This window comes from Collinsella sp. BG-O-102 (assembly GCF_023656745.1).
Lineage (GTDB): Bacteria > Actinomycetota > Coriobacteriia > Coriobacteriales > Coriobacteriaceae > Collinsella.
This window is the reverse complement of record NZ_JAMOKO010000012.1, coordinates 26469-40226: the sequence shown is the minus strand read 5'-3', so window position 1 is coordinate 40226 and position 13758 is coordinate 26469. Positions and strand designations below refer to the sequence as shown.

At 64.3% G+C, this 13758-nt stretch carries 15 protein-coding genes; 14 read left to right on the top strand and 1 reads right to left on the bottom strand.

The features are described 5' to 3' along the window. The first annotated feature begins 18 nt into the window (after nucleotides 1–18). The 9 genes from hisG (at nucleotide 19) to hisE (ending at nucleotide 7972) form a co-directional block, all read left to right on the top strand. Nucleotides 19–1734 (top strand): ATP phosphoribosyltransferase, encoded by a 1716-nt coding sequence (gene hisG, locus NBH09_RS07225; protein ID WP_117635661.1) that lies wholly within the window; start codon nucleotides 19–21, stop codon nucleotides 1732–1734. 105 nt (nucleotides 1735–1839) lie between these two features. After that, nucleotides 1840–3276 carry a histidinol dehydrogenase gene (gene hisD, locus NBH09_RS07220; RefSeq protein WP_117635660.1) on the top strand — a complete coding sequence of 479 codons (1437 nt, stop codon included), beginning with the start codon at nucleotides 1840–1842 and terminating at the stop codon, nucleotides 3274–3276. A 1-nt stretch (nucleotide 3277) separates the two neighbouring features. Continuing rightward, a complete protein-coding gene (hisC, locus tag NBH09_RS07215) occupies nucleotides 3278–4393 on the top strand; it encodes a histidinol-phosphate transaminase (protein WP_199408665.1) in 1116 nt (371 codons plus the stop codon). After that, a complete protein-coding gene (gene hisB / locus NBH09_RS07210) occupies nucleotides 4394–4981 on the top strand; it encodes an imidazoleglycerol-phosphate dehydratase HisB (RefSeq protein ID WP_117635658.1) in 588 nt (195 codons plus the stop codon). A 79-nt stretch (nucleotides 4982–5060) separates the two neighbouring features. Continuing rightward, nucleotides 5061–5753: an imidazole glycerol phosphate synthase subunit HisH gene (locus NBH09_RS07205; protein WP_250787550.1), complete on the top strand. Its 693-nt coding sequence runs from the start codon at nucleotides 5061–5063 to the stop codon at nucleotides 5751–5753. Then, on the top strand, nucleotides 5750–6493 hold the full coding sequence (locus tag NBH09_RS07200; protein WP_117769950.1) for a 1-(5-phosphoribosyl)-5-[(5-phosphoribosylamino)methylideneamino]imidazole-4-carboxamide isomerase: 744 nt from the start codon (nucleotides 5750–5752) through the stop codon (nucleotides 6491–6493). Before NBH09_RS07205 ends, NBH09_RS07200 begins: the two co-directional genes overlap by 4 nt. 3 nt (nucleotides 6494–6496) lie before the next feature. Next, nucleotides 6497–7279: an imidazole glycerol phosphate synthase subunit HisF gene (gene hisF, locus NBH09_RS07195; protein ID WP_117769949.1), complete on the top strand. Its 783-nt coding sequence runs from the start codon at nucleotides 6497–6499 to the stop codon at nucleotides 7277–7279. Nucleotides 7280–7288: 9 nt separating this feature from the next. Next, the gene (gene hisI / locus NBH09_RS07190; RefSeq protein WP_369832480.1) at nucleotides 7289–7609 is read left to right on the top strand and encodes a phosphoribosyl-AMP cyclohydrolase; all 321 of its coding nucleotides are present in this window, start codon (nucleotides 7289–7291) and stop codon (nucleotides 7607–7609) included. Between the two features lie 45 nt (nucleotides 7610–7654). After that, nucleotides 7655–7972: a phosphoribosyl-ATP diphosphatase gene (gene hisE, locus NBH09_RS07185; RefSeq protein WP_006235893.1), complete on the top strand. Its 318-nt coding sequence runs from the start codon at nucleotides 7655–7657 to the stop codon at nucleotides 7970–7972. A gap of 147 nt (nucleotides 7973–8119) precedes the next feature. Here hisE and NBH09_RS07180 read toward each other — a convergent pair whose 3' ends face one another. Further along, on the bottom strand, nucleotides 8120–9031 hold the full coding sequence (locus NBH09_RS07180; RefSeq protein ID WP_117769947.1) for a PHP domain-containing protein: 912 nt from the start codon (nucleotides 9029–9031) through the stop codon (nucleotides 8120–8122). A gap of 319 nt (nucleotides 9032–9350) precedes the next feature. On the opposite strand from NBH09_RS07180, the gene larC2 reads away from it, so the two are divergent. The 5 genes from larC2 to NBH09_RS07155 all read left to right on the top strand — a co-directional run bounded on the left by larC2 (nucleotide 9351) and on the right by NBH09_RS07155 (nucleotide 13758). Continuing rightward, on the top strand, nucleotides 9351–9836 hold the full coding sequence (larC2, locus tag NBH09_RS07175; protein ID WP_117769946.1) for a nickel pincer cofactor biosynthesis protein LarC2: 486 nt from the start codon (nucleotides 9351–9353) through the stop codon (nucleotides 9834–9836). 73 nt (nucleotides 9837–9909) lie between these two features. Next, a complete protein-coding gene (yfcE, locus tag NBH09_RS07170; RefSeq protein ID WP_217108252.1) occupies nucleotides 9910–10458 on the top strand; it encodes a phosphodiesterase in 549 nt (182 codons plus the stop codon). Nucleotides 10459–10460: 2 nt separating this feature from the next. Then, complete coding sequence (gene mazG / locus NBH09_RS07165) at nucleotides 10461–11321, top strand: nucleoside triphosphate pyrophosphohydrolase (protein ID WP_117769944.1); 861 nt, start codon at nucleotides 10461–10463, stop codon at nucleotides 11319–11321. 189 nt (nucleotides 11322–11510) lie between these two features. Beyond that, nucleotides 11511–12800 (top strand): phosphopyruvate hydratase, encoded by a 1290-nt coding sequence (eno, locus tag NBH09_RS07160; RefSeq protein WP_117564903.1) that lies wholly within the window; start codon nucleotides 11511–11513, stop codon nucleotides 12798–12800. 196 nt (nucleotides 12801–12996) lie between these two features. Continuing rightward, nucleotides 12997–13758: a hypothetical protein gene (locus tag NBH09_RS07155; RefSeq protein WP_233506155.1), complete on the top strand. Its 762-nt coding sequence runs from the start codon at nucleotides 12997–12999 to the stop codon at nucleotides 13756–13758.

The following is a 13758-nucleotide window of genomic DNA, read 5'->3' as shown; positions in this document are numbered from 1 at the left end:
CATGAGGAGGCTCACCAGATGACGGCCACACCGTGGGGATTCCGGGACATATTGCCCGAGGAGGCTCAGGCACGCGAGGAGATCGCATGTACGGTGAAGGGCTGCTTTAGGGAGCATCATTACCTGCCGGTTGAGACGCCGCTGCTCGAGGACAAGGGTTCGCTCGAGGAAGGTGGCCGCATTGCGGACACGCCGTTTAAGCTCTTTGACGATGATGGGCGTTTGCTGGTGGTCCGTCCCGACAACACGTTGCCGATCGTGCGCTTGGTTTCGACCCGCATGCGCGCGGCCGACCTGCCCCTGCGCCTGCGCTACGAGGCGCCGGTGGTTCGCGAGTGCCAGCGCAATGCCGGCGGCTCGCGTCAGTTTACGCAGCTGGGCTTTGAGCTCATCGGTGCGGGCGACGCCGCGGGCGATGTCGAGATTGTCTCGCTGGTAGCCGAGGCCGTGCGCAAGCTGGCGTTGCCCGATGCGCGCATTATCGCAGGTAGCGTGCGTCCTTTTAAGGAGCTGCTCGCGGCGTGCGAGGATCGCGAGCTGGCTGCCGAGGCCCTGCGCTGCGTGCACGCCAATGACTTTGTGGGCCTCGATGCCCGCGTGGCGGCAAGCGCCGAGTCCGAGGCCGTCAAGGCCGCCATTAGCGAGCTGCCGCGCTTGCACGGCGGTGCCGAGATACTCGACCGTGTGGATGCGCTGCTGGAAGCTGCCGGTATCGTCGCGCCGCTGACGCGCGAGCTGCGTGCCCTGGTCGAGGGCCTGGCTCCCGAGGACGCCCAGGTGCTGTCCTTCGACTTCTCCATCATGAACTCTTTTTATTACTACACGGGCCTGGTCTTTAAGGCCTATGCCGGTGGCCTGCCCGATCCGGTGGGTTCGGGCGGTCGCTACGACTCCATCTTTACCGGCGCGTTTGGCGATGGCATCGAGGTACCGGCGGCGGGATTTGCCTTTTCGCTCGAGCGTCTGGAGGCCGCGCACACTTCGGCTGAGGACGCCGCTTCCGACGGCGACCACGCCGCGGGCCGTGGTGCCGAGGGTCCGCTGCGCATCGCCGTTCCCAAGGGCTCGCTTAAGGCCGACACGCTCGACGTGCTCGAGGCCGCGGGCCTGGACGTCTCCGAGCTGCGCGACCCCGGCCGTCACCTGATCGTGCGCGGTCGCGATACGCGTGCCGGCGAGGGCGCGGTCGGCGATATCGAGTTTGTCATCGTGCGCCCCAGCGATGCGCCCGCTTTTGTGGGCTGCGGTGGTGCCGATTGCGGCATCTGCGGCTGGGATTCGCTTATCGAGGCCGACCTCAACCTGCTGCAGCTGGTCGATTTGGGTTACGGCCTGTGCACCTTTATTGAGGCTGAGCCCGTTTGGCGCGCCGGTCAGGCCGAGCGCAACTATGCCCGCCGCGGTTCGCTTCGCGTGGCAACCAAGTACCCGCGCATCGCGAGTGCCTGGTATGCCGAGTGCGGCGTGAACGCCGACATTGTTTCGCTGCACGGCAACATCGAGCTGGGACCCATCGTCGGTATGACCGATCGCATCGTGGATATCACCGCCACGGGCGCCACGCTGCGCGACAACGACCTGGTCATCACCGGCCGCATTATGGACTGCACGGCCCGCTTCTTCGTCAACCCGGGTGCCGCGCGCCTGGATCCGCGCGTTCGCAACCTGGCCGATCGCCTGGCGGCTGCCGTGAAGGACAAGCATTTTGAGCCCGTCGCGGGCTCGGCACAATAGCGCGAGCGCGCACGGGCGCCCCCATATCCGGACTGCGGGCCGATTGGTGCCGCTGCCCGGCATCTCGTTTTCCAAACGCAACCTCGACCGATAGGGGATACCGATATGAAGACCATCAAGCTTGCTCCCGGTGAGCGCCTCGTTACCAACCAGCTCAACCGCAAGGGTGTGCTGCCGCAAAACATCGTCGACGCCGCCCGCGATATCGTGGCCAACGTGCGTGCCAACGGCGATGCTGCGGTGCGCGATTACTGCCAGCGTTTTGACGGTGTCGAGCTGCAAAGCTTTCGTCTGCCGCAAGAGCAGATCGATGCTGCGCTCGAAGGCCTCGACCCGGCCTTTGTCGCCGCGCTCGAGAAGGCTGCGCGCCAGATCCGTGAGTTTCACCAGCGCGAGGTCGAGCAGAGCTGGTTTACCACGCGCCCGGACGGCACGATGCTCGGCGTTAAGGTGACCCCGCTTGCCGCGGCCGGCATCTACGTGCCGGGCGGTCGCGCGCAGTATCCCTCCACCGTGCTCATGAACGCTATCCCTGCCAAGGTGGCCGGCGTTAAGCGCGTGGTCATGGTGACGCCGCCACAAAAGGACGGCCTGATCAGCCCCTATACGCTCGCCGCGGCCAAGCTCGGCGGCGTGGACGAGATCTATATGGTGGGCGGCGCCCAGGCCGTGGCCGCGCTGGCGTACGGTACCGAGACCATTCCGCGCGTCGACAAGATCACCGGCCCGGGCAACGCCTTTGTCGCCGCGGCCAAGCAGATTGTTTCGGGCGACGTGGGCATCGACATGGTCGCCGGCCCCTCCGAGGTCTGCGTGCTGGCCGATGCCACGGCCAAGCCCATGGTGGTCGCGGCCGACCTGATGGCCCAGGCCGAGCACGATCCGCTGGCCGCCTGCTATCTGGTGACCTGCGACGAGCAGTTTGCGCGCGAGGTCGAGGCGGGTATCGACATTCTAGTGGCGCAGTCGCCGCGTGCCGAGATCACGCGCTCCTCGCTCGACAACGAGGGCACCATCGTGGTGGCCGCCGATATGGCTGCCGCCGTCGAGGCCGTGAACACCGTGGCGCCCGAGCACCTGGAGCTGCACTGCAAGGATGCAATGGGCCTGCTCGGCGGCATCCGCAACGCCGGCGCCATCTTTGTGGGCGCCTGGAGCTCCGAGCCGCTCGGCGATTATGTTGCTGGCCCCAACCACACGCTGCCGACCGGCGGCACGGCCATGTTCTCCAACCCGCTTTCGGTCGAAGAGTTCGTTAAGCGCTCGAGTGTCATTTGCTATACACCCGAGGGCCTGCTCTCCGATGCTCCTGCCACGCAGCGTCTAGCCGAGGCCGAGGGTCTGTGGGCACACGCGCTTTCCGCCGCACTGCGCCGCCGCGTGTTGGAGCAGGGCGAGGATGCCGTGAGCGCCGAGTCGATCGCCGCGGCCGACCTGACCAAGGTTGCCTGGCCGGGCGACGCCGTGGCGACGGTTGCCGAGGGCGTGGACCTGGCGGCTGCGGGCGCGGATGGCGCCGGCGCGACTGGCAAGGAGGCCTGATATGGCCGAGCTCACGCCCCGTATGAAGGAGCTCGTCCAGCCCCACTTGGCCGGCATTGAGCCCTACGATCCCAACTTTACGCCCACGCGCATCAACCTTTCGGCCAACGAGAACACCTATCCCATGCCGGCTGGCGTGCGCGAGGCGGTCGACACCGCCCTGGCTGCCACGCCGCTCAACCGTTATCCCGATCCCATGTCCAACGATCTGCGCGACGAGCTGGCCGCTTGGCATGGTGTGGCGCGCGAGAATGTCTGCGTGGGCAACGGCGGCGACGAGCTGCTCTATAACTACCTGTTGGCGTTTGGCGGCGCGGGGCGGACCCTGCTTAACTGCCCGCCGTGCTTTAGCGAGTACGCGTTCTTTGCGTCGCTCTGTCAGACCGAGGTGCGCGACGTGTGGCGCGACCCGGCAACTTTTGAGCTCGACCAGGCGGCTGTGCTCGCGGCCGCACCCGAGTGCAACCTGGCGATTGTGACCTCGCCCAACAATCCTACGGGCGACGTGGCGCCGCTCGACTTTATCGCGGCCCTGTGCGATGCCTGCCCCGGCATGGTGATGGTCGACGAGGCCTACGTGGAGTTTGCCGACGATTCGTTTGGCGCGGCCACCACGGCGCAAGGGCTTATCGCCGAGCATCCTAACCTGGTGATTTTGCATACGCTGTCCAAGGCGTTTGGCGCCGCCGGCACGCGTCTGGGCTACGTGATCGCGACCCCCGAGGTCATCGACGTGTTCGCGGCGATTCGCCAGATCTATTCAGTCAACGTGCTGAGCCAGGCCGCGGCGCTTGCCTGCGTGCGTGCCCGCGATGCGTATGCGCCCGTGGTGGCGCAAGTTGCATCCGAGCGCGAACGCGAGCTGTGCGCCCTGCGCGCAATGGCTGCCGAGGGCCTGCCCGTGGAGGCGTGGCCGAGCGCAGCAAACTTTGTGCTCGTGCGCACGCCGCACGCCACGCGCGTGCGCGAGCGTCTGCGCGATGAGTATTCGATTTTGGTGCGTGACTTTAGCTACGCGCCGGGGCTTGCGGACTGTCTGCGCATTACCGTGGGTATCCCGCAGGAAAACGACGAGGTGCTGGCAGCGTTTGCCGCGCTGGTGAAGGAGGAGATGTAGATGGGCCGTTATGTCGAGGTGACCCGCAAGACGGGCGAGACCGACATTGTCGTTAGGCTCGATCTGGACGGATCCGGCGTGTGCGATATCTCGACCGGCGTGCCGTTTTTCGACCACATGCTCAACGCCTTTGGCCGCCATGGCCTGTTCGATTTGACGGTACATGCGATGGGCGATGTGGAGGTCGACGCGCACCACACCGTCGAGGACACGGGCATTGTGCTGGGCGAGGCGTTTTGCCAGGCACTGGGTGACAAGGCGGGCATTACGCGCTTTGCCGATGCGGCGATTGCCATGGACGAGACGCTCGTGATGGCCGCCGTTGATATCTCGGGTCGCGGGCAGGCCTATTGCGATCTGCCCGTGCCGACCGAGCGCGTGGGCAGCTTCGATACCGAGCTGGCCGTCGAGTTCTTCTATGCCTTTGCGCGCGATGCTAAGCTCACGCTGCATGTGCGCGAGCTGGCGGGCGGCAACTCGCATCACATTATCGAGGCCGCCTTTAAGGCCGTGGGCCGCACGATGCGCCACGCCTGCGAGCTTGATCCCCGCGTCCAAGGAATCCCCAGCACCAAGGGCTCACTGTAACCGCCATATAGGCAGAAACCACCACAAAGGTGCCTGTCCCCTTTGTGGTGGTTTTGGATGATGGAAAAAGGAGGGTCGCGTGGGCGAACCGAAGATCGTGGTGGTCGACTACCACAAGGGCAACTTGTCGAGCGTCGTGCGCGGGCTTGCGCGCGCCGGTGCCGCTGCCTGCACATCGGACGATCCGGAGCAGATCCGCAACGCCGACGGCCTGGTCATCCCGGGCGTGGGCGCGTTCTATGACGCGATCGCCTTTATGCGCCAGAGCGGCGAGGAGGCGGCCGTGCTTGACGCCGTTGCCGCCGGAACTCCTCTGCTCGGCATCTGCCTGGGCCTTCAGCTGTTTTTTGAGCGCGGCAACGAGGGCGTGCCTGCGGACGAGGGCGTGGTCGCCGACGGTAACGCCCCCGAGCAGGCTGACGGCCCCTGGGTCGATGGCCTGGGCATCATGCGCGGTTCGTGTACGCGCCTGGAGTCGAGTCGCCTGAAGGTGCCGCACGTGGGCTGGGACCAGGTGCACATGACGCCCGCCGGCGCGGCCGATCCGCTGCTTGCTGGTTTTGCCGAGGGTGCCAACATGTACTTTACCCACAGCTACGCGGTGGCCGACGACGCCGATGTGCTGGCGCGCACGCACTATACGCGGAGCTTCCCGTGCATCGTGCGCCATGGCAACGTGTGGGGCTGCCAGTTCCATCCCGAGAAATCCTCCGCGCTGGGTCAGCGCATCCTTAAGAACTTCGTCAACATCGTCGAGGAGGCTGGCCGATGATCCTGTTTCCCGCAATCGATCTGATCGGCGGCAAGGTCGTGCGCCTGGAGCGTGGCGACCGCAGCCGCTGCAAGGTATATTCCGACGACCCCGTGGCCGTTGCTCGCTCGTTTGCCGAGCAGGGCGCAAGCTGGGTGCACGTCGTCGACCTGTCCGCTGCCTTTGGCGAGGACGAGGACACATGCGCTGCCAACTCGGCGGCGATTAAGGCCATCTGCGGCGTCAACGGTCTGTCCGTGGACGTGGGCGGCGGCGTCCGCTCGCTCGCGCGCATCGACGAGTTGGCCGGCTACGGTGCGCGCCGCATTGCGCTGGGCACCGTGCTGGTGACCGAGCCGGGTTTTGCCGAGGTGGCAGCCAAAGGTTTTGGCGAGCTGTTGGTGGCCGACATTGCCGCATACGACGGCCAGGTCAAGGTGAACGGCTGGCGTGATGGCGCGGGCGTGGCACTCGACGATGCCGTGGCACAGCTCACCGAGCTGGGTTTTAAGCACCTGGTCTACACCGACATCGCGCGTGACGGCATGCAGACGGGCATCGATGTGGCGGCGTATCGCCATGTGGCCGAGGTCGCGGGCTTTCCCGTCGTGGCATCGGGTGGCATCTCGACGCTCGACGACATCCGTGCGCTGGCCGCAGTGGGTGAGGGCGCGATTGAAGGTGCTATTACCGGTCGCGCGCTCTACGAGGGCAACTTTACGCTGGTACAGGCGCTGGCCGCCGCCCGAGGGGAGGAGTAGTCCATGCTTACCAAACGTGTGATTCCCTGCCTGGACGTCAAGGACGGCCGTGTGGTCAAGGGCGTCAACTTTGTGAGCTTACGCGATGCGGGTGATCCGGTGGAGCTGGCGCGTGCCTATGACCGCGAGGGTGCGGACGAGGTCGTCTTCCTGGACATTACCGCCACGAGCGACAACCGTGCGACGACTATCGAGATGGCGGCGCATGCGGCCGAGGAGCTCGCTATTCCCTATACCGTGGGTGGCGGTTTCCGCGACTTGGCGGGCATGCGGACCATGGTTGCCGCCGGTGCCGATAAGGTGTCGCTCAACTCTGCCGCCGTGCGTGACCCGTCGCTGATCAGCCAGGCTGCCGCGGCGTTTGGCAGCCAGGCCGTGGTCGTGGCGATCGATGCCAAGCGCGTTGGTTTGCCCGGCGCATCCGGTGCCGACAAGTGGGAGGTCTTTACCGCGGGAGGCCGCAACGCCACGGGCATCGACGCGGTGGCGTGGGCCGAGGAGGCGGCTCGCCGCGGCGCCGGCGAGATCCTGCTGACCAGCATGGACCGCGACGGCACCAAGGCTGGCTTTGACCTGGCGCTCACCCGCGCCGTGGCGCGCGCGGTGCCGATTCCGGTGATTGCGAGCGGCGGCGTGGGCACGCTCGAACATTTTGCCGAGGGCGTGATCGAGGGCGAGGCTGATGCCGTGCTGGCGGCCAGCGTCTTTCACTTTGGGACGTTCAGCATTCGCCAGGTGAAGGAGTATATGGCCTCTCAAGGTATTCCCGTGAGATTGGATTTTTAAATGGAGCAAGTGGCAACTGCGTCCGAGCTTAAATACGACGCCCGTGGGCTGATTCCTTGTGTGGTTCAGCAGTACGACACCGGCGAGGTGCTTATGGTTGCTTGGATGAACGAGGAGTCGGTGGGGCTTACGCTCAAGACCGGTACCACGTGGTTTTGGAGCCGCAGCCGCCAGGAGCTCTGGAACAAGGGCGCGACGAGCGGCAACATGCAGGCGGTCAAGGAGCTTTGGGCCGACTGCGATAGCGATACGCTGCTGGTCAAGGTCGACTCGCCGGGCCCGGCCTGCCATACCGGCAACCGTACCTGTTTCTTTAAGAAACTCGCGTAGGGCGGGCGCTCGATTAGACGCTCGGCCACCAGAAAGGATTGAACCATGGGTGTGCGCACCGCAAACGTTCAGGATGGAAATATCGGTGAGACGCTGACAGGTCTGGCCGAGGTGATTCACGGTCGTCGTGATGCATCGCCGCAGGAGAGCTATACCGCGCGTCTGCTGACCGACGTCGAGGACGAGCTGCTCAAGAAGCTTGCCGAGGAGGCAAGCGAGGTGATCATGGCCTGCAAGGATAACGATCACGATCACATCCGCTACGAGGCCGGCGACCTGGTCTACCACTTGCTCGTGACGCTTGAGCGCTACGGCATCACCCTCGACGAGTTGGCCGGCGAACTCAACGCCCGCCGCCACTAGTCATTGGGGACGTTCTTAAACGACTAGTCGTTTGGGACAGTCTTTGTTGGTGTAACGGGGTCATGGAAGTTGCGGTGAAATAGGGACTGTTTAAGCGCTTCATCAGGCAAAACAATCCCTATTCCACCGCAACTTATGAAGGGATGGCTAGGCGAGGGGTGTGGATTCCCATTCGCCGGTGGGGTGGGGGACGTCGAAGGCTCGGTAGCCACAGTCGTAGGCGTGTGCCTGGGCCTCACGGATGTTCCAGCAAATGTCGCAGGCGCGGTGTGCGTCCGAGCCAAAAGTGATCGGCACCTCGGCGTGGGCAAAGCGGCGCAGCAATCCGGTCGCGGGATAGTAGTCTTCGAGGCCCTTGCGCGGTGCGGCGGTCGAGACCTCAACGCGGCGGCCTGTATCGTGCGCGCACTCGGCCATCTGCTGCCAAAACGGTGCGGGGTCTAAGTCGGGCGCAAAGCCTTCCTTCGAAAAGCGCATGACCAGGTCGGGATGGGCCATTACGTCAAAGTTGAGTGAGCTTTCGCAAGCGCGGCACCAGTCGTCGACGTAGCGCTCCCACACGCCGTGTACCCCCAGGTTTTCCCAAACATGCAGGTTGGTGTCATCATCGATCCAGCCGCAAAGGGAATCGGGTGTATCGGGGCGAGCGACGTTTTCCGTTCCCGCCGTACCCGCGGCACCGGCCATGATATCGCCTGGGTTGCCAATCCAATGCACGCTGCCCAGGCGTACGACGGCGTCCTGGGACCAGCGCTCAACCAAAGGCTCGCAGCCCTCGTACCAATCGCATTCAAAGCCATAGATAAGCTCGAGCTCCGGCGCGATTTGCGCGGCAAGCTTGCGGGCATCCTCAAAAGCCAGACGATGTGCCGGCAGGTCGCCCTCAGTAACCTGCACTTCGCAGTTGGCATCCATGCTGGCGGGCAGTGTGAGATGGTCGGCCGAGACCATGACGCGGCAGCCGGCCGCAGCAGCGGCGCGAACGTTGTCTTCAAACGAGGCATGGCCGTCCGAGAACGAGGTGTGGGTATGGCAATCGACCAGCGGGCAGGCAGACATGGCGACTCCTTTGCATTTGGCGAATCCGCTCCATTGTAATGTTGCAGCTCTCAACACGCCGCGCGCCGGAGCTCGAAATCGATTGGAAAGGCTGCGCGGCGCGGCCTCGCTTGCTCCAATACATGTACATCAGCCTCCAAAAGCTGCAAATAATGACATGTTTGGAGGCTGATGTACATGTTTGGCCGGGGCGGTGGAGTGTCGGTTTCTTGTCGACAAGGAAAATCGCGCTCATCACGCGCCGTCACACTCGCGCAGCCTGCGATGTGCTAGCGTTTGGGTGAACAAAACGAGCCCGCGCGGAAAGGATCCAGACCGTATGCAATGCGATAGCACATCCCCGCTGTCTCGCGAGACTGATGCGCCCGAAACTATCGTCAAACTGGAGTGCGACATCGATGATGCGTCGCCCGAGGTGCTTGCCTACGCTGCCGATTGCCTGCGCAAGGCCGGCGCCCGCGAGGTGCATTGGTTGCCGCTTTACTGCAAAAAGGGCCGCCCCGGCTGGCAGCTGCAGGTAATCTGCTCGCACGATGATATCGAGCGCTTGCAGACGATTATCTTTTTGGAGACCACGACCAACGCCATTCGTCGCCAGGTGATGGAACGCGTTTGCCTGCCACGCCGCTTTGAGCGCGTAACGACGCCATGGGGCGAGGTATCCGTTAAGGTGGCGACCCTGCCCGACGGCAGCGAGCGCGCGGCTCCCGAGTACGAGGATTGCGCCCGTCTTGCCCGCGAACATGGCGTGCCGCTCCAACGCGTGATGCAGGCGGCTCAGAGCGCGGCACTGCGATTCGAGTAACACGGTAGATGGGCTCCGCATCCGCCGGATCCCGTATTCAGCCCCCATCAACCCCATTCGAAAGGATCTCCCCATGAAATACCTCATCGCTTCCGACATCCACGGCTCGGCATACTGGACCGAGCGCCTCTGCGCCGCCATTGAGTCCGAGCAGCCCGACCGCATCGTCCTGCTGGGCGACCTGCTTTATCACGGTCCGCGCAACGACCTGCCGCGCGACTATGCTCCCAAGCGCGTGATTCCGCTGCTCAACGCCCTAGCCGACCGCATCATCGCGGTGCGCGGCAACTGCGACGCTGAGGTCGACCAGATGGTCCTCGACTTCCCCGTCATGGCCGACTACGCCACGCTGTTTGACGAGACTGGCCGCGAGCTGTTCCTGACGCACGGCCATGTCTTTGGCGCCGGCATGCACAACAGCGTCGACCACGCGCCCGCGCTGCCCGAGGGCTCCGCGCTCGTCTACGGCCACACGCACATCAAGGTCAACGAGGAAAGCGCCGCGCACCCGGGCCTGTGGCTCTTCAACCCCGGCAGCGTGAGCATCCCCAAGGACGGCTCGCACAGCTACGGCATCTACGAGGGCGGCGCGTTCCGCCACGTGATCCTGGAGGAGGACTAACCATGGCGCAGCATATGGCTCAGCAAAATGCCGAGGGCTCGCGCGATCTGCCCACGCTGATAGACGCGTCGGCCGAGCTGCAGCATCTGGTGCAGACCATCTGGCGTCTGCGTCAGCCCGATGGCTGCCCGTGGGACCGCGAGCAGACGCACCGCAGCATCGGCAAGAACATGATCGAGGAGGCCTACGAGGCGCTCGACTGCATCGAGGCGGACGACGCGGTTCACCTGCGCGAGGAACTGGGTGACGTGCTCATGCAGGTCGTGCTGCATGCGCAGATTGCTGCCGACGCCGGCGAGTTTACGCTGGCCGACGTGGCGCGCGATATCGACGCCAAGCTCATTCGCCGCCACCCGCACGTGTTTGGCGATGCGGATGCCGAGAGCTCCGACGAGGTGCTCAAGATTTGGGACGAGGTCAAGCTTGCCGAGAAAGCCGCCAAGGACAAGGCCGTGGCGGCGGGCGAGGCCGCGCCCGAGGGTCTGCTCGATGGCGTGCCCACGCATCTGCCGGCGTTGATGCAGGCGCAGAAGGTGTCACGCAAGGCGGCCGCCGTAGGCTTTGAGTGGGAGACGGTCCAGGACGTGTGGGACGAGGTTGCCGAGGAGCGTGCCGAGTTTGAGGCCGAGGCCCCTGGCTCGCCCGAGCGCGAAATGGAGTTTGGCGATCTGCTCTTTGCCCTGGTCAACGTCGCGCGCAAAGAGGGGATCGACGCCGAGAGCGCCCTGCGCGCCAGCACGGCAAAGTTCCGCCGTCGCTGGGCCGCGATGGAGCAGATGGCGTCCGACGCCCACGTGGATCTTGCCGAGCTTTCGACCCACGACCTCAACGACCTGTGGGATGCCGCAAAGGCGGAGGAGTAAGACTGCGGGAACGACGGGCTGACATGCCTCATCGTTCCCGCTAAATTTTTCGAAAATCAAGTGTATCCCTCGGCTAACTTAGGGCATAATGCAAAAAGTGCGACATGGCTAACTTACGGAGACGCACCGATGGTGCACGGTCAGCCGGTCGCTTGCATCCACTACGTTTCTAAGTGAGAGGGAGACAACATGAGCGATATTTTGGACGTCTACGGTCGCGAGGTGCTCGACAGCCGCGGCAATCCCACCGTCGAGGTCGAGGTCGTGCTCGAGGACGGCAGCTTTGGCCGCGCAATGGTGCCTTCGGGTGCTTCGACCGGCGCCTTTGAGGCCTGCGAGCTGCGCGATGGCGACAAGGGCCGCTACCTGGGCAAGGGCGTTTCGCAGGCCGTCGAGCACGTCAACAACGAGTGCGCTAACGCCGTCGTGGGCCTCGATGCCTTCGACCAGCGCGCCGTCGATGCCGCGCTGATTGCCGCGGACGGTACTCCCAACAAGACCAAGCTCGGTGCCAACGCCATCCTGGGCGTGTCGCTGGCTGTTGCCCGCGCCGCTGCCGAGTCGGCGGGCCTGTCGCTGTACCAGTACCTGGGCGGCGTCAACGCCCACCTGCTGCCCACACCTATGATGAATATCCTCAACGGCGGCGTGCATGCCGACAACAACGTTGACTTCCAGGAGTTCATGATCATGCCGGTGGGTGCTCCGAGCTTTGCCGAGGGCCTGCGCTGGTGCGCCGAGGTCTACCACACCCTCAAGGGCGTGCTGCACGAGGCCGGCCTGGGCGGCGGCGTGGGCGACGAGGGCGGCTTTGCCCCCAACCTTAAGACCAATGCCGAGCCGTTCGAGTACATCACCAAGGCCGTCGAGAAGGCTGGCTTTAAGCCCGGCGTCGACTTCATGTACGCCATGGACCCGGCCTCGACCGAGTTCTACAACGCCGAGACCGGCATGTACGAGCTCAAGGGCGAGGGCGTGGAGTACACGAGCGCCCAGATGGTTGATTACTGGGAGAAGCTCGTCGACACCTATCCCATCATCTCCATCGAGGACGGCATGGCCGAGGAGGACTGGGACGGCTGGGTCGAGCTTACCCGCCGCATTGGCAACAAGGTGCAGCTGGTGGGCGACGACCTGTTCGTCACCAACACCGAGCGCCTCAAGAAGGGCATTGAGCTGGGCGCCGCCAACGCGATCCTGGTCAAGGTCAACCAGATCGGCACGCTCACCGAGTCGCTCGAGGCCATCGAGACCGCCAAGGAGGCCGGCTACGCCTGCATCGTGAGCCACCGTTCCGGCGAGACCGAGGACTCCACGATCGCCGACCTGGTCGTGGGCGTCAACGCCGGCCAGATCAAGTCGGGTGCCCCGTGCCGCAGCGACCGTATCGCCAAGTACAACCAGCTCATCCGCATCGAGGACGAGCTCGAGGGCAGCGCGCGCTACGCCGGCAAGGCCGCGTTCTACAACATTCGCTAGGCACGCGGAGGTCGCGGGGGCGGGGAAGACTCGGATTCGCCTTGCTCCAGCCGGGCGCGGTTGAGCACCATTGGGCGCTGGGCCATACGGCTCAGCGCCTTTTTTATGTCGAGCAAAGGCTGGCGAAGGCGGTGCGCGCGCTCGTGCTATAACTAGAATACTTAGCGCAAACAAACCTCAACCGCACAAGGCGCACATGGATCAGATTTACGACAACAGGTACTATTCCGCCGGTTCGCGTGAGCCGTCGCCTCGCCGTGCGCGCACGGTGCAGCTCGGTGGGTCCGCCTACGCCGGCGCCGACCGCTCCATGCAACGCCCGACAAGTACCTCGCGCCCCAATGCTCAAGTGAATACTTCGACAGATGGACCAGTGCGCCCGGCACGTTCGTCGCATGCGTCGCGTCCCTCGGCCCAGACGCACGACAGGTCGAGCAGGCCCTCGAACCGTTTTTCGGGCTCGGACTTTATGCACTACGCCAACGACAACGCGGTGGTCAAGGCGATCTACGACTTTACCCATGGTCCTCAGCGAGGGCTATTCATCGGCATCGTCGTTGCTCTGGTGCTCGTGAGCCTGTATTTCCCCGTGCGCGATCTGTACGTGGCAAAGCGTTCGAGCGATATCTTGGCCAAGCAGGTCGAGATTCGTCAGCAATACAATGATGAGCTGCAAAAAAGCGTCGACAAGCTGCTCTCGGAGGAGGGTATCAAGGACGCGGCATCCGAGGACTTGGGCCTGGTGATGCCAGGCGAGAAGAGGATTGAAGTGCAGGGCCTGGACGACGATTCGGATTCGTCTTCGAGCAAGAAGTCGTCGAACGCCAAGAAGGCCAGCGAAGTTGCCAAGGAAATCGAAGAAGTCGGTAAGGACGCCCCGTGGTATATCCAGGCGCTCGACATGCTGTTTGGGTTTAACGGTGTCGAGGGCCAGACGGTCGTGTCCAACGGCGAGTAG